At 45.3% G+C, this 19,460-nt stretch carries 15 protein-coding genes; 4 read left to right on the top strand and 11 right to left on the bottom strand.

Features of this window, described 5'->3' with window-relative positions:
- Positions 1-7 precede the first annotated feature (7 nt).
- The 9 genes from FLAVO9R_RS16300 to FLAVO9R_RS16260 all read right to left on the bottom strand — a co-directional run bounded on the left by FLAVO9R_RS16300 (position 8) and on the right by FLAVO9R_RS16260 (position 11,171).
- Positions 8-1,774: an IucA/IucC family protein gene (locus FLAVO9R_RS16300; RefSeq protein WP_159533022.1), complete on the bottom strand. Its 1,767-nt coding sequence runs from the start codon at positions 1,772-1,774 to the stop codon at positions 8-10.
- The gene (locus tag FLAVO9R_RS16295) at positions 1,761-3,626 is read right to left on the bottom strand and encodes an IucA/IucC family protein (protein WP_159533020.1); all 1,866 of its coding nucleotides are present in this window, start codon (positions 3,624-3,626) and stop codon (positions 1,761-1,763) included. Before FLAVO9R_RS16295 ends, FLAVO9R_RS16300 begins: the two co-directional genes overlap by 14 nt.
- Before the next feature lie 86 nt (positions 3,627-3,712).
- Positions 3,713-5,086: an MATE family efflux transporter gene (locus FLAVO9R_RS16290; RefSeq protein ID WP_159533018.1), complete on the bottom strand. Its 1,374-nt coding sequence runs from the start codon at positions 5,084-5,086 to the stop codon at positions 3,713-3,715.
- A gap of 201 nt (positions 5,087-5,287) precedes the next feature.
- Positions 5,288-6,442, bottom strand: coding sequence for a HupE/UreJ family protein (locus FLAVO9R_RS16285; RefSeq protein WP_159533016.1), 1,155 nt, complete (start codon positions 6,440-6,442; stop codon positions 5,288-5,290).
- A 9-nt stretch (positions 6,443-6,451) separates the two neighbouring features.
- On the bottom strand, positions 6,452-7,603 hold the full coding sequence (locus FLAVO9R_RS16280; protein WP_159533014.1) for a hypothetical protein: 1,152 nt from the start codon (positions 7,601-7,603) through the stop codon (positions 6,452-6,454).
- 79 nt (positions 7,604-7,682) lie between these two features.
- Positions 7,683-8,189: an Ig-like domain-containing protein gene (locus FLAVO9R_RS16275; protein ID WP_159533012.1), complete on the bottom strand. Its 507-nt coding sequence runs from the start codon at positions 8,187-8,189 to the stop codon at positions 7,683-7,685.
- A gap of 12 nt (positions 8,190-8,201) precedes the next feature.
- The gene (locus FLAVO9R_RS16270) at positions 8,202-9,782 is read right to left on the bottom strand and encodes a DUF4331 domain-containing protein (RefSeq protein ID WP_159533010.1); all 1,581 of its coding nucleotides are present in this window, start codon (positions 9,780-9,782) and stop codon (positions 8,202-8,204) included.
- Positions 9,783-9,939: 157 nt separating this feature from the next.
- The gene (locus FLAVO9R_RS16265) at positions 9,940-10,641 is read right to left on the bottom strand and encodes an anti-sigma factor (protein WP_159533008.1); all 702 of its coding nucleotides are present in this window, start codon (positions 10,639-10,641) and stop codon (positions 9,940-9,942) included.
- A complete protein-coding gene (locus tag FLAVO9R_RS16260) occupies positions 10,638-11,171 on the bottom strand; it encodes a sigma-70 family RNA polymerase sigma factor (RefSeq protein ID WP_159533006.1) in 534 nt (177 codons plus the stop codon). Before FLAVO9R_RS16260 ends, FLAVO9R_RS16265 begins: the two co-directional genes overlap by 4 nt.
- A 464-nt stretch (positions 11,172-11,635) precedes the next feature.
- Here FLAVO9R_RS16260 and FLAVO9R_RS16255 point away from each other — a divergent pair, with 464 nt between their 5' ends.
- Positions 11,636-12,079: an RDD family protein gene (locus FLAVO9R_RS16255; protein WP_232370733.1), complete on the top strand. Its 444-nt coding sequence runs from the start codon at positions 11,636-11,638 to the stop codon at positions 12,077-12,079.
- 141 nt (positions 12,080-12,220) lie between these two features.
- On the opposite strand, the gene lptG is transcribed toward FLAVO9R_RS16255, so the two are convergent.
- Both lptG and lptF read right to left on the bottom strand, forming a co-directional pair.
- The gene (gene lptG, locus FLAVO9R_RS16250; protein ID WP_159533002.1) at positions 12,221-13,282 is read right to left on the bottom strand and encodes an LPS export ABC transporter permease LptG; all 1,062 of its coding nucleotides are present in this window, start codon (positions 13,280-13,282) and stop codon (positions 12,221-12,223) included.
- Positions 13,283-14,383 (bottom strand): LPS export ABC transporter permease LptF, encoded by a 1,101-nt coding sequence (lptF, locus tag FLAVO9R_RS16245; protein WP_159533000.1) that lies wholly within the window; start codon positions 14,381-14,383, stop codon positions 13,283-13,285.
- A 261-nt stretch (positions 14,384-14,644) separates the two neighbouring features.
- Here lptF and pepA point away from each other — a divergent pair, with 261 nt between their 5' ends.
- Genes pepA through FLAVO9R_RS16230 form a run of 3 tightly spaced genes read left to right on the top strand, consistent with a single transcriptional unit; the run spans position 14,645 to position 19,396 of the window.
- The gene (pepA, locus tag FLAVO9R_RS16240; RefSeq protein WP_013782779.1) at positions 14,645-16,150 is read left to right on the top strand and encodes a leucyl aminopeptidase; all 1,506 of its coding nucleotides are present in this window, start codon (positions 14,645-14,647) and stop codon (positions 16,148-16,150) included.
- A gap of 6 nt (positions 16,151-16,156) precedes the next feature.
- Positions 16,157-16,582, top strand: a complete 426-nt coding sequence (locus tag FLAVO9R_RS16235) for a DNA polymerase III subunit chi (RefSeq protein ID WP_013782780.1) — start codon at positions 16,157-16,159, stop codon at positions 16,580-16,582.
- A 39-nt stretch (positions 16,583-16,621) separates the two neighbouring features.
- Positions 16,622-19,396: a valine--tRNA ligase gene (locus FLAVO9R_RS16230; protein WP_159532998.1), complete on the top strand. Its 2,775-nt coding sequence runs from the start codon at positions 16,622-16,624 to the stop codon at positions 19,394-19,396.
- The last annotated feature ends 64 nt before the right edge of the window (positions 19,397-19,460 follow it).

The following is a 19,460-nucleotide window of genomic DNA, read 5'->3' as shown; positions in this document are numbered from 1 at the left end:
CTGCACATTAAAGTGGATGTAAAGGGTTAGGGATAGTGTGGTGAAATTCTTGCATCCCTTGGCCACTCAGCTTTTTTGCGAGTAGAGATTCAGTTTGAATAGTGGGCGCAAGTAATTTGATTTTTCTTATGCGAGTAGGGCATGGCTTAGCCGTTTTTTCGTAGGCTGATAACACATGACTAACCTGTCGCCAAAACTGGCTTTCTTCATAGTGATAATAGCGATGCATCAACTCGGCTAAATCGGTAAGGTTGTACACAAACAACGTATCTACGAAGAGTTCACGCAGTGCATCTACATCTGACATCCAATAAAATTGGTTGTCTGGTGCATGAATGTAATCGTGGTGTAATTTAGCGAAGTGTGGCGTTAGCTCTGGCTGAGCAAGATAGCTGTCGACATACTCTAAACTTTCATGAAAATCCCGCAATACCACCGACGTTGGCCAGCCATTGTCATGCCGTAAATTCATATTTTGTGCATGCGCTTCCACCGCTATGCCGTGTTTAACTAACAAGTGCCACACCGGCACAACCGTTACTTCAAGTAGTTGAGTTAGCCAAGCTTCGCAGCCGTATTTTTTTATCCATGGGTCGATAAAGGGCAAGCCGTCGTGTTCAACCAGAGATAATGCAACAAAGGGAAGGGCGTGCGTAATGCCTGCTTTTAGCGGTTGGCTGTTGCGAAAAATTACGCTAAGACTTGGGGATAATTTGTTCGCCCAATGCTCGGCCCCCACAGTAGTGTCGGGGTGTCGAACTACGATGCCTGCATATTCATTTTGGATAGCAAGGTTTTGCTTTTCTTGGTACCAGCTATCTTGTTTGATAATTGTATCTAACCAGTTCGAAATGACCGGTGCTGTTGTCACTGAATGAGGTTCAATGGTGCGCAAAGAAGATGTATTGACCATGTTCATAGGCAGCTTCACATGCGCTTTGTTTGGTGAGGTTACATTCAGTAACGTTCTCACCGAAATAGTGGCCTGATAACTATCGCCACATTCACCTAAATCAATAACATCCTTGTTATTAATAGGTTGTGTAAGCTCAGATGCTAATGCTTGTCGTTGCCAAGGGTGGATAGGTAGAAAACCATATTCTTGGCCATGTGTGCTTGAAGTATTTAACCGCTGCTGCAAAGTATTTAGGGTTTCATTGCCCAGTTCTTGCTGCCAAAAATGGATGGTTTCCATTGGTAAATTTAGTGCTAAAAAGGCGTGTTTAATGGCCAACCAGTGAAGCTTGAAATGGTTATTTGCTTCTGGGCTATAGTACGCATGATCACTAGTGCTAAAACCTGTGCGGGCTTTGAAACAAGGGTGGTAGGGATGGCCCTCTAAAATGGCTGACTCTAAGGCGGAGTAGTCTAGATGTCGTCGACTCTGCAATTGTGATAAATGCGCATCGTTCCATTCACAAAACCCGATAGTTTGATCTAACTCCTTTAGCAATTGGCGTTTTGTGCTATCACTTGCGGGTAAGTCGTTTACCAAGGTAGGTAAATCAATAGTGGCTGTCTTGAATGGCGCGATTTGTTTTATATAGGTAGCATCTAATCGAATTCGGCCGAAGCTTGAAATGTGGCCGCGGGCGATGTAACGGGTGGCGCCAACTGAAAACCAAAAGCTGCCATTGGTATAGTGGTAAGGAACAAGTTGCTCAAATAGTAATGCTTCAACGAGCTGCTTGATTACACGGGCTTTTGAACGTGAGGTTAGCCCCTTATTCACATGCACTAATGCAGGTCTTTTCTCAATATTAAGCTGATTCAAGGCAAACCTCGAATGTGGTAGCTAGATTGGGGGAGAGGGAAACTGGCGGCGTTAAGCAGTAAAGTGGGTTTTTAATTTGAGTATAAACGGCTTGTTCCATCTCAGCTTGTAACTCATCAACGTCATCTACCCGGGTCAGCAAGTTGCCTTTGCAAGGAATAGACTTACGCTCTGTAATGGAGCGTATCAACCCCTGCCCTAGTGAAGATACTTGGGTTAATAGCTTATCTAATTTTATGCGGGCCAGGTTTAGCAGGGTGTCTTCGCCAACTAACCCGTCTAAGCCGAAGCGATTAATGACCGAGAAGAGTTGGTTAATTATTAAGTAGTAGCCAAACCGGTCGAAAATCATATCGTTATCGTAAAATAGCTCTGGGCATTTAATGAGATCGGGCTCTAGCTGCAGTAGCGTGCTTTTATCCGAACTTGAAAGGTAGAATCCTTGATTGTCCCGATAAAAATACGTTTTCGGGTAGCCTTCAGTTAGGTCTAATAGGGAGTTTTGCTGGTGGGCTTCTAGTGCAATACCAAATTGATCGAACAACCTAATGGCTGGCTCTATTGCGCATTGCCAGTAACGGTCGAACCATGAAATGCTTGTTTGATGCAGTGAACGTCCCTCTTGAACAGACAGCGTATGAATAATAGTGGCAAGCTTTGAACGGTCGTTAGGGAGAATAGCGTCTTGCACCAGCGCCGCGATTGATTGTATTCCTCCAATGCCTAATTCTTTCTCGGTTTGCTTAAATGGGTTGTCGCGCAATATCATTTCAAAGCCACTTTCATCCATATCAGGTAAAGAAAGTGATAGGTAAGCGGGGTCGCCAATAACTTGAAACTGTGAATGCAGAGACGAAAAACGTGTTGTACTAAGTAGCTTCGCTAAGGTCACGCCAGCATCAAGCTCATGACCCATATTTATACGCATGGAGTTGGTGATTTTAACTGGAATAGAGACTTTCACCATGAAGTTGAGCTGTTCACAATACAGGGTTCGAACCGACGACGTTGGTGTGAACTTTGCGCCCAGCGGGCCTAATGGGTGTAGTTGCCCAGTGGAAATTAACTGTTGAATGTAATCTTGCTTTAGTAACCATTCTGCTTGAAGTGGGTGAACCGCCACTAACGCCTTGCCCGCTTCACTAAACTGCTTAATCAAAGCAACTTGTTCATCGCCAGCGTCTTGCTCTGCTATACGAAGCACGATGTGTTCTGCGCAAAGTTCAATCGCCGAACTTTGTTTTAGCCATTTTCTCTCTACGGCAAAAAAATGTAGTTTGAAGCTGCCTTTAAGTTCAGGGGCATAATGCGCGTGTTGCCAACGGTGCATACCTTGGCGAGATTTGGGAGTAGGGTGGAGCCAGTGACCAAACAACACCGATTGTTCTGAGTCAATAAAACGAGGGCTTTTTAGTGCGGGATCATCTTTTCTTTCTTGGACATAATCAGCCATTACCTGATGGCTTTCAATAGTGCGTAATGTGAGTTCCAATTCCTGCTCACAAACGTGGGGGGTGTTTGACCGAGCGTAGATTTCTTTAATCAATAGCATGATGGCTGAAATAGAGTCTAGTGGGTGCCATTCCATGCTGTTTGGACGTTGATGGTAAATTCCAGTGAGTTTGTGTCTTCCTACGATTGACCGAAACGCCACACCGAATATCAGCTTTATTTCACTGTGCTGAAGTTGTAATTCCAGCATGAATTTATCGCGGTTTTCTGTATTGAAGCCGCTTACTGACTTCCATTGTGCTATCGAGTGCCAAACCCCTTCATCTATTTCTTTTAAATAGCCGTTAACAAAAGCGTGGTAGGATGCATTATCTGCGATTTGCTTGGCGATTGTGGCCATGCTTTTCTCCCCTTACTCAGACATTAAAATTCCCCGTCATCGTAATGAGAATGATTATCATACTCAAGTTGGTTTACATTTGTTACTTATTCCAAAAGCGTAGTGGGGCGAAATCGATAGCTATATATGAGAGCAAAACTAAAGGTTAGCCATTCGGCAATGGGCAGTGCGATAAGAAATAATAGTGGTGAAGGTGACAGTGACAACAGTGTGCTGTGATAAAAAATAACGTAGAGGAACACCAGCATAGTTGCGGGAAATAAAATACTACGGCATAGCGCCAACAATGCCGACGGCGCGGGTTTATGAATGGCCGTTAGGTAGCACCCTAGAAGAATATTAATGCCATTTACAATGAACACCGGCCACATCAGGCCTATAACGTGACCAACAAGCTCGGTTACCTCGCTGTCCCGTTCATTTAAAAATAAGGTGGTAAGAGGTGCTTGTGCAAAAATCAGTGCACCCGCCAGCAGCAAGCCAGTGAGTAACACACTTGAAAGTGAAATTTTTAGAAATGCGTAAACTCGAGGGGTATTCTTTGCGCCGTAATTCTGGCTAACCAGTAAATGAAGAGCATCCGCCACCCCATAAGACACCATCACGCTAAGAAAAATAAAATAGTTCACTACGCTAAACGCAGCAACACCATTTGCCCCTAACTGTGCAATCAGCAGCCAGTTTAGGAGTAAGAAAAGGGCGCCAACTGATACTTCATTGACGAATTCTGAAACGCCGTTATAGGCAGTGGAAACAATAGCGCGCCAATTTTTCTGCTTAAAGGAAAAGCGTAGGGTACGTTTTTGGCTGAAAAAGTAGGTCATAAGCACCACGCACTGTATAAACTGCGCGATGGCAGTAGCATAGGCGGCGCCCGCTATTCCCATATCAAGGTGCAATATGAATACCCAATCAAGAACAACATTAGTAAGTGCCCCTATGACTAAGGCTTTTGTTCCCAGCACAGGATGACCATCGGTGCGCACAAAATAATAAAGCACCATGGTGCTTAGTTGCAGAATGAACACCCAACGAATAATGGCAAAATACTCGGTTACTAGCGGTTGAATATGTGCAGGTATGTTTAAAATTACGTATAACGTAGGCTCAAGAGCAAAACTTAGCAGTGCGAAACAAAAGTTAACTAGCACAGTGGTTATCAGAGTTTTACTCATAATGTCAGAGGCGGCGGTAGTGTTCCCTTCGCCTAAATACTTGCCTGCCGTTACCGCGCCGCCAATGGCGAGCATCAGTGATATAGCAATAAGAAAGGTTAAATACGGTAATAGCAAACTAACGGCGGCTAGCGCATCTGAGCCGACAATATTTCCCACAAAAATGCCGTCTACAAGGCTAGCGGTGGTAAGTGATAGTAAGCCTATCATTGAGGGAATAACGTAATAGAAAAATGTGGGAATGGTGGGGCCTGCCAGAACCCGATTTTGCTCGCGACTACTCATTGCTTGCTCGTCTGTAAATAATTAACCCTGTGCTAGAAACCTCATTGATGACCAGCGTGTAGGGGCAAAGGTTATGCGGCAGAAACGTGAGGTGCAATCAAGGTTACATTTGTGACATTTGGCGTGACATTAGGTTGACATTCAAAAGCCCCGCTTAACACCAGTGTTAAGCGGTCTGAACAAGGTTTACTGCTATGATCGTTACCAGCGCTGAATCGTCCAGTTAATAGCGATAATCGCAATGACTGATGATAGGAGTGGCATCAAGGTTTTGGCATAAAATGCAAAATGACGCAGCCACAGAAGCAAGGGTAGTAATACTGCCACAATAGCTAACTGACCCACTTCCACACCAATATTGAAAGCAGCCACACTAAGTACCAAGTTATTTGACTGCGCATTTAAATCGGCAAACACGCTGGCGAACCCCATTCCGTGTAATAAGCCAAAGGCAAACGTAATAATGCCTAAACGAACAATTAGCGGATAGATATTATTAAGAGCAGTCAGCAGCACTGAAATAGCGATACCAAGCTCGACTAAACGGCTATCCAACGCAATAAAATTCAGGGCGGTAGCGGTCAGGGTTATAGAGTGCGCTAGCGTGAACGCACTGACTAATATTACAGTGTGCTTTAGTATTCGAGAGGTTGAAGGCTCTTTTTGCCACTGTTTTTGCTCTCTTACCAGGTTAACGGTAAGCAAGGTAGCCACTAAAAACAGGATATGATCGATACCAATGAAGATATGCCATACACCTTCGTACACTAGCGAAATGAACAATGCGGTTAGTGACGTAGTGCTAGCATCGAATGTAACGCTGCGGTTATCTGTATCAAGTACGCTGGTAACAGATGTGTTTTCTGAAATGCTTTGTGAACTGCCTTGTGAACGACTTCCTGATTGACCAGCAAGGTTTACGTTCACAAGAAGCTTATGGGTAGGGCTATGTTCAAAAATGCCGTCGTAGTGAATGCCCAATGTGCCAGCTGATCCGCACACAATCTGAATAGGTGAAACTAGATAAGAGTCACCGGAAACACTTCTAATATTTGGCATGCTAAGGCTAATTTTACAGGGTGACTCGTTTACTCTAATACTTAGCACTTTCGTTATATAACTCTCTAATAAGGGCTGGTTTTGGTGAATCTCACCCCACGTCAAAGCGCCATTGCCATTAGTATCTAGTCCAGCTACCTGCCCAATATCATCCGGCTTTAATAACAATTCACCGCTATAGGTATTTTCTTTACCTGCGTTTAGCGTTAAATACCCGCTACTAAGTTCGTGGGCGTTTACTACGCTTACGTTGATAACTAAAAGGGACAATAAAAGACTAACTACAAGTGTTTTCATATATGTTCTTTAATTCAATGCAGATGATGTGGCAACAGCGCTTTCGGCCCGTGCAAGTAACCTAGCGTCACTTCGTGTTTGTGCCGCTTGCCAGTTCAGTCTGGCGAATTTCAGGGCTATAGCAGGTTTATAATCAATATCTAAAAAATAACTAGCCACTTGCGCTGCATGAGACACATCTTCCCGCCAAGTACGTAAGGCCATTCTATCAGCTAATTGCTTTTGAATTTCAGTGTCATGAAGACTTATTTGCCTTTCAGCTTTCGCCCAGCGAAGCAATAAGCCATCGTCTATGTCGTTGTTCGTGCTGTTGGGAATGCGATTAGTAGCCTGAATTGCTGTAAGCCTATTAATGACATCTTTGGGCTTTGAAAGTTTGAGCTTAGCATCAGACCATAGCAGCAATGCGCTTAATGGCAGTTTTTGTGCGTCTAATTTGTTCAGGTGTGAAAGCGTAGCTTCGGGTTTATCGAGGGTATAGGCCATTGCAGCCAAAGTTTCGTAGTACCAAAGGCGTTCGCTCGCACTCGCTTGCTCGGCGCGCGTGTTATTAGCATGGTTTTCCACGGCATGGTTTTTTTCAGCAAATGTCTCAATATTTAATAGTTTTTCGTAGCTAGCACTATTAGTATTAAGTGTGAATTCGGCATTCAAAATACATGTGATGGCCAATAAATAACTGGTTTTTCCAATTAATTGTTGGCAAAAGTTCTTGGCCGCAGCGGGGTTACCTTGTTGAATGTTAATATCAGCTAATAGCAATAAAGCCGGTGCATAAAGCGGTGTATTTATTTCGTTTAAAATAGCCTCAGCTTCGCTAAATTGATGTGTGCCTTGTAGCACTTTGGCCTCTAATACCATAAGTTGCGTTTGCGCGCTAGCAGAAAGGGGGGCTTTTTGCTGCTTTTGATAATGAATGAAGCGAATCACCTGTTGTCTTTCATTGCCTGTAGCATCGGGATAACGGCTTTGATTAAGCGCTGTTTGCGCTTGTGCTATGGTCATTTTTGCGTGAGGTTGTGCACTCCATGTGGCAATAACTTTATTGCTAGGAATGTCGCCTGATGTGCCGCTAAGAGACGCTGTATCATCAAATGCCAGCGCCGATGAGCATAATGTAGACAAAGCGCTAAGTGCGATAAGCCGAGTCATTAACTTCATAGTATAAACTCCTAGGGTAGATAAACGTAAAGTCAACAATCTTAAGAAAAAGCAGCGCCTTCCCTGGCGCTACGGCTATTTACTGCTGAGGCAGCAAATCATCAAAACTGCTTTGCTCAGCATCCAGCGTGAACGCTCTTCCATTGACGGGAAGGGGGGTATCAGTCGCTTCTTGGTTAAAAGCATCTCTGGTATAACTTGAAAACGAGACTTGTTGCGCTTCGATGGTGATAGTCACTTCGCCCATGTCAGCATCATTCACACCGTCAGATACACTGAAAACAAAGGAATCAGTTCCCGTAAATTGCGCATTAGGTGTATAGGTAAAATCGCCATCTGCGGTGACCGTTGTGGTTCCGTTTGCGCTGTCGTCGGCTAGCGAATAGGTTAACATGTCGCCGTCAGCATCGTTTGCGCTTAGCATCTCAGTAAATGCGATATCTGCTTGCGTGGTAAACATGGCATCTTCCGCTACCGGCCCCTCGTTTACTTCTGGCGTGTTATCACCGTCGTCACTGTCAAAGCACCCAGTAAGCGCACTGAGTGCACCTACTAAAGCGATACCTTTCAATAGAGCGTTGTTCATAATCTTCACTCCTTATTCAGAACCCGCAATAGGTGTTTTAAGGTAAGGGAATGAGGCATCAGTCATGCTTGCATCCACAGGAGCACCATCAGTAAAAGGAACATTACCTACGCTGGCGTCTTCTTCTGCGCACAAGCCAAGGTTAGTGTCTTCACCGTTCACCGGGATGGGGTAACATAATCGACCCATCACAACACGAAGGGCAATATCTACCACATCATCGCCAGGTCTCCTTCCGTTAGGGAAGCCGGCTAAATCGTCACCTGCCACACCAAAGGCAGACTGTTCAGCCGCGGGGGTTGCTGGAATACCCGTATTCAAGCGAAGCATTTCCGACGCGGTTACTGAGGCCTGTTGATTAACTCCGGGAAAACCAGTTAAAAAGGCGGCAACTAAATCATTTCTTGGGAAATTAGTTGGCGCTAACGTTTCTATTGATGTGCCTAACGTAGTGTTAACCGCATCTTTGAATAAGATATTCAGCAACTCTGGTAGGGCAGGGTGGGTGACATAATCAGCGAACTGACCATCATCACTTGGGTGTGCACTAGAGAACGTATCTTTATCGCCTATACCAATAACAAGCTCGTTAACTAATGGGCTACCTAAGCGAGATACTTGTGTCATCGCGCCGCCGTTAACTTCTGGCGATGCAAAGGTAGCATCAGGGTTTAGGATACGTGCTTGTGGAAGACTGGCTGTTGTCCAAGTGCCAACTACGCCATTACCGTCGCCCGTAACACACGCTGAAGGTACTTCAACAGAAATTGAGGTCACATTTTTATCGGCTAAGTCATCGTTATCATCGCTTTGGGTAATCCCGCCTGGAAAGCCACCGCCATCACCTGCGCCCGGGGCGCTGTCGCCTTCAACCGGTACGTAGTTAACCAAATCAAAGGTTTTACCTAGGTTTACCACAAAAGGGTCTTTGCGCTGGCCCACAAATACCCTTGCCATGTCATTACAGCCCGGTATCGAGAATGAATAGATAAAGCTTTCTGCATACCGAGCATATTCGGCTTCGCTCGTGAAGGTTTTATTCCCGATATAATCAAGAGGCTTGGTAAACGTATCGCCAGCACTTGGCGTTAGTGTAGTGCGCTCACCACTTTGCATATCGCCAGAAACCATAGTTAAGCTATACATTTCTGAGAAGTTAGCGGCGCTTTGGTCGTCTGCGCTAACAGGGCCAATGTTCTTTAATGGCACCTTCACCATTTTTTCTTCGCCTGCTGCGCCGATAGGTAACGCTATACCTTCGTTTTCGGCTGCAAGCATAGACTGAAACTCAAAAACAAAACTAACGTCTTCTACTGCATCGCCATCGCTGTCGATATGAATGGTGTATTGCGCGTTAGGATCCATGGCGAAATAATTAGGGCCGCCGTAGGCATCTTGCAGTGGAATGTAATTTGCGATGAAAGTAACGTAGCCCTCACGCCCTTCTTCGTAGCTGTTAAATGCATAAAAGTCGGTACTATCTAAAGCAGGGTGACGAGTAATATTAGGCGCTTCACGGTGGCTTGAAGCCACTGCGCCTGCGGCAATAAGTGCGCAAGAAACTGCAACTACTGAACGTTTAATCGAAATCATATTATGTCTCTTAGTGAGTGAGTTCATAAAGCCAAACGATTCGGATGCACAGTTGGATGCAACTATTTTACTTTTATTTAAAATACTTTTTTCATACACAAAAAAGCCGGCTTGAATGCCGGCTTTCAAAAGTACTTTTTTAGAAATGTCTTCTCTATTACACAGAAACTAGCGGCGCTATGTATAACACTTCAGTAGGTGCACCGGTTTTTGAGCCGCCTGGCGCTTCTAAGCTTACGGCTAGTGCCGCGATTCTACCGTTGAGTAATATGGCATTGGTTGCAAGATGCTCAAGTCCAGATTCGGGTAATAAGCCTAAGGAAATAGGGGCTTCGCCGTTTTCAGGCACCATCCATAACTCATAATCTTTATCGGTAATAGCAGCAAATGCGCTGGTCACTTTTACATCCATGGTAGATTCAGATATTTCTATTACCCACAGCGGCGTATTGTCTGCGTTATTTACAACAGCAACATGAGAAATCTCTTCATCGGCTACCGGTATCATCACTACAAGAAGTACCGCAAATATCATTGCAGCAGCGGTAGACAGAAAGGAGAGATAACGCCATCTAGCCTGCTTTGCTTGTTCAAATTCAACAACGTTCGACACTGGTTTTGTTGAATTGCCATGATTAAGACGGTGCTGAATTTGTTCCCACACACCGTGAGGTGGCTCTACAGGGGTTATGCCGTCTGAGAAGCCTACCAAGTATTCTTCCCATTTGGCGGTGGTTTCACCTACAATTTGGTACTGCATCAATAGTTTTTGATAGCGCAGACGTGCTTTGCCACGTAAGGTGCCCACCACATATTCGGCCGCGAGTGCGTTTAACCGTTCTTCTTTCAAATAATTCATAATGACAAACACCTTTGTAAGCTTTGAAGGCCACGTCTAATCCAGCTTTTTATAGTGCCCAGAGGCGACGACAAATGGTTCACAACTTCTTGATGGGAAAGCCCGTTTACATAAGCCAACTGGATTGCTTGGCGTTGGGATTGATCCAATTCATCCAAACATTCCGCTAATTTATCTTGCTCGGTATTCATCCGAACGGTGTTAGAAGACTCATCCAATTGAGGCGCTTCGTTATCTAGTGATACTTCATTTCTCAGATTGTGATAGCGTATTAAATCTAATGCACGGTAGCGAGCAATACTGACCATCCACGTCAACACAGTACCTTTACCTCGTTGGTAACTGCCAGCGTTATGCCATATTTTGATAAACGCATCTTGGGTAGCTTCGTCGGCTAGTTCCGGCCGCTTCAAAAGCTTTAACACCACAGCATATAGCTGAGGGCTAGTTAATTTATATAGCTCAGCAAAAGCGGCTTTATTGCCATTCGCTGTTTCACACAGTAGGGGAAACAAGGTTTCATGTTCCATAAAGTATCCTTCTTTACCGAGCCATAAATGGCATTTAGAAATTAAATGGCCTTAAGCTTCGGAACTCTGATCAGGGCATAGACACAAGAATTTTTCGATCGATTGTTTGTGTTTACATGTTATTAAACGTTTGCCGTCTTTAATTAGATGCAAAAAGTATAAATATTCTTTGTGCTCTTCACCCTACACGCTATTTCTAACCGGTAATGGCTTAGCGATTCACAACACTAAGTATTAAAACTAGCCCTGTTTCACTATCGGTTATTTATGCATTGTCTGGGTTGTGGCACACTAGCGCGGTATAGAACTGTATCGGAAGTATTTTGAACAAAAGTCACAACATAGCGTCACGTGCTGCACGCAATGCAAAAAAAGCGAATAAGCGTGAAAAACTCACCGAAAATGAAGCTGTCGAATTAACCCCTTCCTCGGAGCGCGCAGGATTTATTCGTCGTTTAGCTGCCATGATATACGATACGCTAGTGGCCGTTGCGGTAGGTATGTGTGCGGCGATGGTGGTAATAGTGACGCTTATTGTACTGCTTTCAAATGGTATATTGGATTTGCAAGGCTACGAGCAACCCGCTGAATTAATTCAGGCATCTACTGGGTACAAGTTACTGATTCAAATATGGGTTGGCTTGTGGGTGGTTGGTTTCTTTTTATGGTTTTGGAAGCGAGGTGGGCAAACCTTGGGTATGCGTGCATGGCGACTTCGTATCTTCAGCACCGTAGATGCGCCTATGACATGGCCGCGTTTGCTCATTCGTTTAGTGGCTTCATTAGGGGGCTTAGGCACGTTGTTGGTATTGTTTGATTTTAAGCATAAGCAGTCTTTGCAAGATAGATTGGCGCAAACTCAAGTGCTTAAATTGACTAAAGAAAGTAACGACCATAAAAGCTGGTAAGCAAAAGCGCTAATACAAATAAGAAAGGGAAGCTAGGCTTCCCTTTTTTGTATCCAGTGTTGAAACGGCGGAGCCTATTGCGTCTGATGATTCAACCAAACGCTTAATTCAAGCGATTAAAATTAGACGACTCAAAATCAGCTACTTTCTCAGCATGATGGCGGCGATGGCCGCAAACAATAAGCTGGGAAGCAAAGCGCCTAAAAACGGTGGAATTTGATATACCAAACTAAGTGGGCCAAACACTTCATTTAAAATAAAGAAGCCAAAGCCGGTCAGTACGCCCATGATCACCCGGGCACCCATAGTAACGCTGCGCAGAGGGCCAAAGATGAACGACAAGGCCATTAATAGCATTACCCCTACCGAAACAGGTTGTAAAACTTTGCGCCACAATGCCAATTCATAGCGTGATGGATCTTGGCCGTTATTAGCCAAATAGCCGACGTAATCTAGCAAACCAGAAATAGACAGGGCTTCAGGTTTTACGGCTACAATGCCTAACTTATCTGGCGTTAACGTCGAATTCCATTGCATGCTTTCTTTGTTATCTAACGTAACCGCAGTTTCACTAAAACGAGTAACGTCCACATCGCTTAAGCGCCACTCACTGCCATCGAAATTACCCGATTTAGCATAGGTGATACTTTCAAGTGAAAGATCGTCGTTAAAATCAAAAATATTAATATCTTTTAGGGAATCACGACTTAACACTTCGCCAATACTCACGAAGTGCTCGCCATCTTTGGCCCAAACCAATTGCTCTGAAGAGAATAAACTTCCGCCTGAAATGGCCTCTGTGCGAATTTCTTTGGCTTTAGATTCACTGAAGGGGGTTACCCATTCACCCACCGCCATGACCAATAGAATCATGATAGTGGCAGACTTCATGGTAGAGACAATGATGTTCCATCTACTCATGCCCGCAGCTTGCATAACAACAAGCTCACTGTTGCTGGCCAGTACACCCATACCGATTAACCCGCCCAGCAGGGTTGCCATGGGGAAAAACTGTTCTAAATCTCTTGGTAAGCTAAGCACAACATAAAGGAACGCCACCATCATGTCGTAGTCGCCTTCACCCACTTTACGCAGTTGCTCTACGAATTTAATAAGTGCGCTTAACCCAATGAGGACCGATAAGGTAACGGTTACCGTGCCTAACAGCGTGCGAGCAATATATAAATCGAGGATTTTAAACATCTACTTTTTCCCCAATATCCAGGCCCTAAATTGGGTGCCTGTTTTTCTGTCTCGCACAATCAAGGCAACACCAATTATCAGCATGATGGTATGCACCCACCACAATCCAAGTTGAGGGGGGATTTTGCCGTCTTCTAGTACCCGTCTGCTGGCTAATAACAATAAGAAGTAGCCAAGATAGAGCAGTATAGCCGGGAACATTTTTCCAAATCGGCCTTGGCGGGGGTCAACGGCGCTCAAGGGCACCGCAATAAGTATCAAGAAGGGCAACGAAAGAGGAATAGCGATACGCCATTGCAACTCTGCGCGGGCTTCTATTGATTCGTCACCCCATAATTCGGTAGTAGGTAAAACGCTAACCTTGCGTCTTGCTTCCTCTGCAGGCTTATCGGCTATTTGAATTTGGTATTCATCGAATTCTACCTTGCGGTAGCTTTTTTGCGACTGCTGACCTTCGTACTGCACCCCTTGTTTTAACACCAAGTTTCGGGTGCCATCAGGGTTACTGGCTACTTGCCCTGTTTGCGCGTAAACCACTTGAACCTGATTTTCACCATTTTCAGTTTTATTTTGCGATAAAAACACGCGGCGCAATTGGTCTTCCGTATCAATGTCGTGAACAAAAATAACTGCTTTGGCATTACCGGTTTGTTGGAATCGACCAGGAATAATGGCAGAAAGACCTGCCTCGTTTCGGGCTTTTTCCCTCAGTTGGTATTCGTTTTCAGCCGCCATAGGGGCAAAATAGAGGGTAATCGCCCCCGTTACTATCATAATGAGTACCGATAAGAACAACATCACGCGGGTGATGTACCACTCACTGATACCGCATGCACGCATGACAGTCATTTCGCTGTCTACATACAGTCGCCCATGGGCCAGCATAATGCCTAAATAAGCACTTATGGGCAGCACGAGTGATGCGAGAATAGGGGCGTATAGCCCAAGAAAGCCAAGTACTAGTCCTGCTGGTATATCGCCGTCTGAGGCATCACCGAGTACACGTACAAATCTAAGGGTGACAAATATCGCCATTAGAATGAAAAATATGGCTAACTGAGACTTAAGGGTTTCCTTAAGCAAATAGCGGAATATCAACATCTCAGTCCTACCGGAAACTTTGGAATTTTAGTGAAAGAAACCACAATTTTGAGTAAACTTACCGTTTTTACAAGTTTTGCCTGCAATCATAAAATTAATTGCATGGTGTGGCGAAGCAAAATTGACATAATTTACGTCAACATTGCGTCATTCGCAGCTAGCATGCAAGTATGGCTGCGTATTAAAACATAAAGCAGCGCGAAACGTTATGTGAATTTAGTCAGCATGCAAATCTTAAACGACGAAAAACGAGGTGATATCGTGGAGTTTAGTGTAAAAAGTGGCAGTCCGGAAAAACAACGCAGTGCCTGTATTGTTGTCGGGGTCTTCGAGCCGCGCCGCCTTACCGCGGTGGCTGAACAACTAGACGAAATCAGTGAAGGCTATATTAGCAACTTATTACGCCGCGGCGACCTAGAAGGTAAAGCCGGGCAAATGCTATTGCTGCACCATGTACCGAATGTACTGAGTGAGCGCGTATTACTAGTTGGTTGCGGAAAAGAGCGCGAACTTGATGAGCGCCAATACAAGCAAATTATTGCCAAAACCATTACTACCCTAAACGAAACGGGCTCGATGGAAGCGGTGTGTTTCTTAACGGAATTACACGTTAAAGGTCGCGACACTTATTGGAAAGTGCGTCAAGCCGTAGAAGCTACCGAAGATTCTTTGTATACCTTCTTGCAACTTAAAACCAAGAAAGGTGAGCCACGTCGTCCGTTGCGTAAAATCGTATTTAACGTACCTACACGTCGCGAACTCACCGTGGGTGAGCGTGCAGTAGAGCATGGGCTAGCCATTTCTCGCGGCGCCAAAGTTACCAAAGATGTGGCTAACATGCCGCCAAACATTTGTAACCCTGCCTATTTGTGGGAACAAGCCCAGTCTTTAGCCAGCCAGTACGACAGCGTTAGCGCTGAAGTAGTAGATGAAACACAAATGGCTGAACTGGGTATGCAAGCCTATTTAGCCGTGGGTCGTGGTTCTGCGAACGAAAGCATGATGAGTATTATGCACCATCGTGGTGGTCCAGCCGATCAAGCACCTATTGTGCTGGTGGGTAAAGGTCTTACGTTTGACTCAGGTGGTATTTCAATTAAGCCTGGCGAAGCCATGGATGAGATGAAATACGACATGGGCGGTGCAGCTGGTGTGCTAGGAACCATGCACACCATTGCAGCGCTAAACCTGCCTATAAACATTATTGGTGTGCTAGCTGGCTGTGAAAACATGCCAGATGGTACGGCTTATCGCCCAGGCGATATCTTAACCACCATGTCAGGGCAAACGGTTGAAGTATTAAATACGGATGCAGAAGGACGCTTGGTACTGTGTGATGCGTTAACCTACGTTGAGCGCTACGAGCCTGAGCTGGTGATTGACGTGGCTACCTTAACCGGTGCCGTCATTATTGCGCTTGGCCACCATGCTACCGGTGTAATGAGCACACATAACCCGCTTGCCCATGAACTGCTAAATGCGTCTGAGCAAAGTTCAGATCGCGCATGGCGTTTGCCAGTGTGGGATGATTACCAAGAACAGCTTGAAAGCCCGTTTGCTGATATGACTAACTTAGGTGGTCGTCCGGCAGGCAGTATAACGGCAGCGTGTTTCTTGTCTCGTTTCACCAAGAAATATAATTGGGCGCACTTAGATATTGCTGGTACTGCATGGCGCAGTGGCAAGAACAAAGGTGCAACAGGGCGACCTGTTCCTATGTTATCGCAGTTCTTAATGAACCGCGCTGGCACTAAGTTAGAGGACTAACGCACGATGCCTCAAGTCGTGTTTTATCAACTGAGCGCAGGCGACACCAGTGTGGCGTCTCGCGCGAGCGAACTTATTGCAGATGCTTTTGCCAACAAGCAAAAGATAAGCGTGTTATGCGATACGCAAAAGCAAGCCGAAGAAGTTGATGAATTTTTATGGCAACTGCCAGCCAATCGCTTTGTTCCCCACAACCTATATGGCGAAGGGCCACAAAGCGGCACACCGGTGGAAATTTGTTGGCAACCCGAGCAGGTTGCCCGCCGTCAAATGGTGGTTAATGTTGGTTCGGGCATGGTGCCTTCGCCAAATCAACATCGCCAAATTATCGATTTTGTTCCCGTAGACGACGAAGCCAAACAGGCTGCGCGGGTGCGATATAAGAACTACCAGCAAGCCGGATGTAATATGCAGTTTAAGAAAACTGCGTAGTGATCACATCAAAATCGGGCTTCACAACGAGAGTAAGTAATGGATAAAACCTTCGAACCACAGTCCATTGAGCAGCAATGCTATGAAAAATGGGAAAATTCGGGCCTTTTTAAAGCATCGGGCAGCGGCGATCCGTATTGTATTTTGCTTCCACCGCCAAATGTTACCGGTAGCCTTCACATGGGGCACGGTTTTCAACAAACTATAATGGATGCCTTAACCCGCTATCGCCGCATGAAGGGTGACAACACCCTATGGCAAGTGGGCACCGACCACGCGGGTATTGCTACCCAAATGGTAGTAGAACGCCAATTAAATGCAGAAGGCAAGACTCGTCATGACTTAGGTCGTGAAGACTTCATCAAAAAAGTCTGGGAATGGAAAGAGCACAGTGGCGGCACTATTACAGGGCAAATGCGCCGTTTAGGCACATCACCTGATTGGTCTCGTGAAGTGTTCACCATGGATGACAAGTTGTCTGATGCGGTAACCGAAACTTTCGTGAAGCTTCACGAAGAAGGCTTAATTTATCGCGGTAAGCGTTTGGTTAACTGGGATCCTGTACTGCACACCGCAGTGTCAGATTTAGAAGTACTAAACGAAGAAGAAGATGGCCACATGTGGCACATGCGCTACCCACTTGCTGATGGCAGTGGTGAGTTAGTGGTTGCTACTACTCGTCCAGAAACCATGTTAGGTGATACCGCTGTTGCGGTACACCCTGATGACGAACGATATCAAGCTTATATTGGTAAAGATATTAAGCTGCCTATTACTGGCCGTTTAATTCCAGTGATTGCCGATGATTATGTGGATCAAGAGTTCGGTACTGGCTGCGTTAAAATAACCCCAGCCCACGACTTTAACGATTACGACATGGGTAAGCGTCATAGCCTACCGATGATCAATATATTAACTGATGATGCGAAAATTAATGATGAGTCGCCAGAGGCTTATCGCGGCTTAGACCGTTTCGACGCACGTAAGCAAATTGTGGCCGACTTGGACGCCCAGGGCGCACTCGTTAAAATTGAACCACATAAGCTTAAAGTGCCTCGCGGCGACAGAACCGGCGCGGTTATTGAACCTTACCTTACCGACCAATGGTATGTTGCGGTTGAATCACTTGCCAAGCCTGCTATTGAAGCGGTTGAAAGCGGCGAGATTCGTTTTGTACCAGAAAACTGGAACAAAACCTATTACCAGTGGATGCACAACATTCAAGATTGGTGTATTTCACGTCAGTTGTGGTGGGGACACCGCATTCCTGCATGGTATGACGACAACGGCAACATTTACGTGGGTCGTACTGAAGCAGAAGTGCGTGCTAAAAACAGCTTGAGCGACGACATTGCGCTTCGCCAAGATGATGATGTACTCGATACCTGGTTCTCATCTGCACTATGGCCGTTCGCGACCATGGGCTGGCCTGAAAAAACGCCTGAACTAGAAACCTTCTTGCCTTCATCGGTATTGGTAACTGGCTTCGATATTATTTTCTTCTGGGTGGCTAGAATGATCATGATGACGAAGAAGTTCACCGGCCAAATTCCGTTTAAAGATATTTATATTACCGGTCTTATCCGCGATGAGAACGGCGATAAAATGTCAAAATCGAAAGGGAACGTACTTGACCCTATCGACCTTATTGACGGTATTGACCTAGAAACGCTAGTGAAGAAACGCACCTCAGGCATGATGCAGCCAAAACTAGCTGAAAAGATTGAGAAGCGTACGCGTAAGCAATTCCCTGATGGTATTCATGCCTATGGTACAGATGCACTTCGCTTTACCTTTGCTGCAATGGCGTCCACCAGCCGTGATATCAACTTTGATATGGCGCGGGTTGAAGGCTATCGTAACTTCTGTAACAAAATTTGGAATGCATCACGCTTCGTACTGATGAATGCCGAAGAGCATGACACAGGCCGTGATGGCGGCGAAATGGTATTAAGCATTGCTGATCGCTGGATTTGGGCTAAGTTCCAACAAACCCTCGTCGAGTTTGAAAAAGCATTAGAAGACTACCGTTTCGACATTGCTGCGCATATTGTGTATGAGTTTACTTGGAACCAGTTCTGCGATTGGTACTTAGAACTTACAAAGCCAGTACTTAGCAACGAAGCCAGCAGTGAAGCTGAAAAACGTGGTACACGCCATACGTTAATTAACGTATTGGAAAACTTGCTACGTTTGTTGCACCCGTTAATGCCATTTATTACCGATACTATTTGGCAGCGTGTTGTTCCATTAAGCGCGCTTCAGGTTGAAGAGAATGCAAGCATTATGGTGCAAGCATTCCCAGTACAAGATGCCGCTAAACAAGATGAGCAAGTACTTGCTGATATTGAGTGGGTGAAGAAGTTCATCGTGGGTATTCGTAATATTCGCGGCGAAATGGATATATCTCCAAACAAACCGCTTAATGCCTTACTTAAAAACGTAAGTGCTGAAGATAGCCGCCGTTTAGAGGCTGCTAAAGCCTTCCTAGACAAGTTGTCTAAGCTCGAGACTGTTACGATACTAAAAGACGGTGAAGAAGCACCAGCGAGCGCAACGGCGCTAGTGGGTGAAATGGAAATACTAATTCCAATGGCGGGTCTTATCGACAAAGATGCCGAGCTCGCGCGTATCACGAAAGCCATGGATAAAGTGGATAAAGACGTTTCACGTACACGCGGAAAGCTGGGTAACGAGAAGTTTGTAAGTAACGCCCCAGACGCCGTGATTGAGAAAGAGCGCGGTAAGCTGGAAGAAGGTGAGAAGCAACTCGAAAAGCTAAAAGCGCAATACGAGACTATTGCTGCTTTATAGGTGCGCTATTTAAGGAGCGGCTTAATAAGCCAGGGCTAGCAAGCCAATTGAAAAAGGGTTGTCG

The organism is Alteromonas sp. 38, assembly GCF_902506055.1.
Lineage (GTDB): Bacteria > Pseudomonadota > Gammaproteobacteria > Enterobacterales > Alteromonadaceae > Alteromonas > Alteromonas lipotrueae.
Note: the sequence above shows the minus strand (reverse complement) of the source record. Positions and strands in the feature narration are given on the sequence as shown.

Bases quoted from the DNA above. Each gene is read 5' to 3' on its own strand.
- FLAVO9R_RS16295 (WP_159533020.1), bottom strand. From the start codon at position 3,626: ATGGCCACAATCGCCAAGCAAATCGCAGATAATGCATCCTACCACGCT.
- FLAVO9R_RS16290 (WP_159533018.1), bottom strand. From the start codon at position 5,086: ATGAGTAGTCGCGAGCAAAATCGGGTTCTGGCAGGCCCCACCATTCCC.
- FLAVO9R_RS16285 (WP_159533016.1), bottom strand. From the start codon at position 6,442: ATGAAAACACTTGTAGTTAGTCTTTTATTGTCCCTTTTAGTTATCAAC.
- FLAVO9R_RS16280 (WP_159533014.1), bottom strand. From the start codon at position 7,603: ATGAAGTTAATGACTCGGCTTATCGCACTTAGCGCTTTGTCTACATTA.
- FLAVO9R_RS16275 (WP_159533012.1), bottom strand. From the start codon at position 8,189: ATGAACAACGCTCTATTGAAAGGTATCGCTTTAGTAGGTGCACTCAGT.
- FLAVO9R_RS16270 (WP_159533010.1), bottom strand. From the start codon at position 9,782: ATGATTTCGATTAAACGTTCAGTAGTTGCAGTTTCTTGCGCACTTATT.
- FLAVO9R_RS16265 (WP_159533008.1), bottom strand. From the start codon at position 10,641: ATGAATTATTTGAAAGAAGAACGGTTAAACGCACTCGCGGCCGAATAT.
- FLAVO9R_RS16260 (WP_159533006.1), bottom strand. From the start codon at position 11,171: ATGGAACATGAAACCTTGTTTCCCCTACTGTGTGAAACAGCGAATGGC.
- FLAVO9R_RS16255 (WP_232370733.1), top strand. From the start codon at position 11,636: ATGATATACGATACGCTAGTGGCCGTTGCGGTAGGTATGTGTGCGGCG.
- lptG (WP_159533002.1), bottom strand. From the start codon at position 13,282: ATGTTTAAAATCCTCGATTTATATATTGCTCGCACGCTGTTAGGCACG.
- lptF (WP_159533000.1), bottom strand. From the start codon at position 14,383: ATGTTGATATTCCGCTATTTGCTTAAGGAAACCCTTAAGTCTCAGTTA.
- FLAVO9R_RS16235 (WP_013782780.1), top strand. From the start codon at position 16,157: ATGCCTCAAGTCGTGTTTTATCAACTGAGCGCAGGCGACACCAGTGTG.
- FLAVO9R_RS16230 (WP_159532998.1), top strand. From the start codon at position 16,622: ATGGATAAAACCTTCGAACCACAGTCCATTGAGCAGCAATGCTATGAA.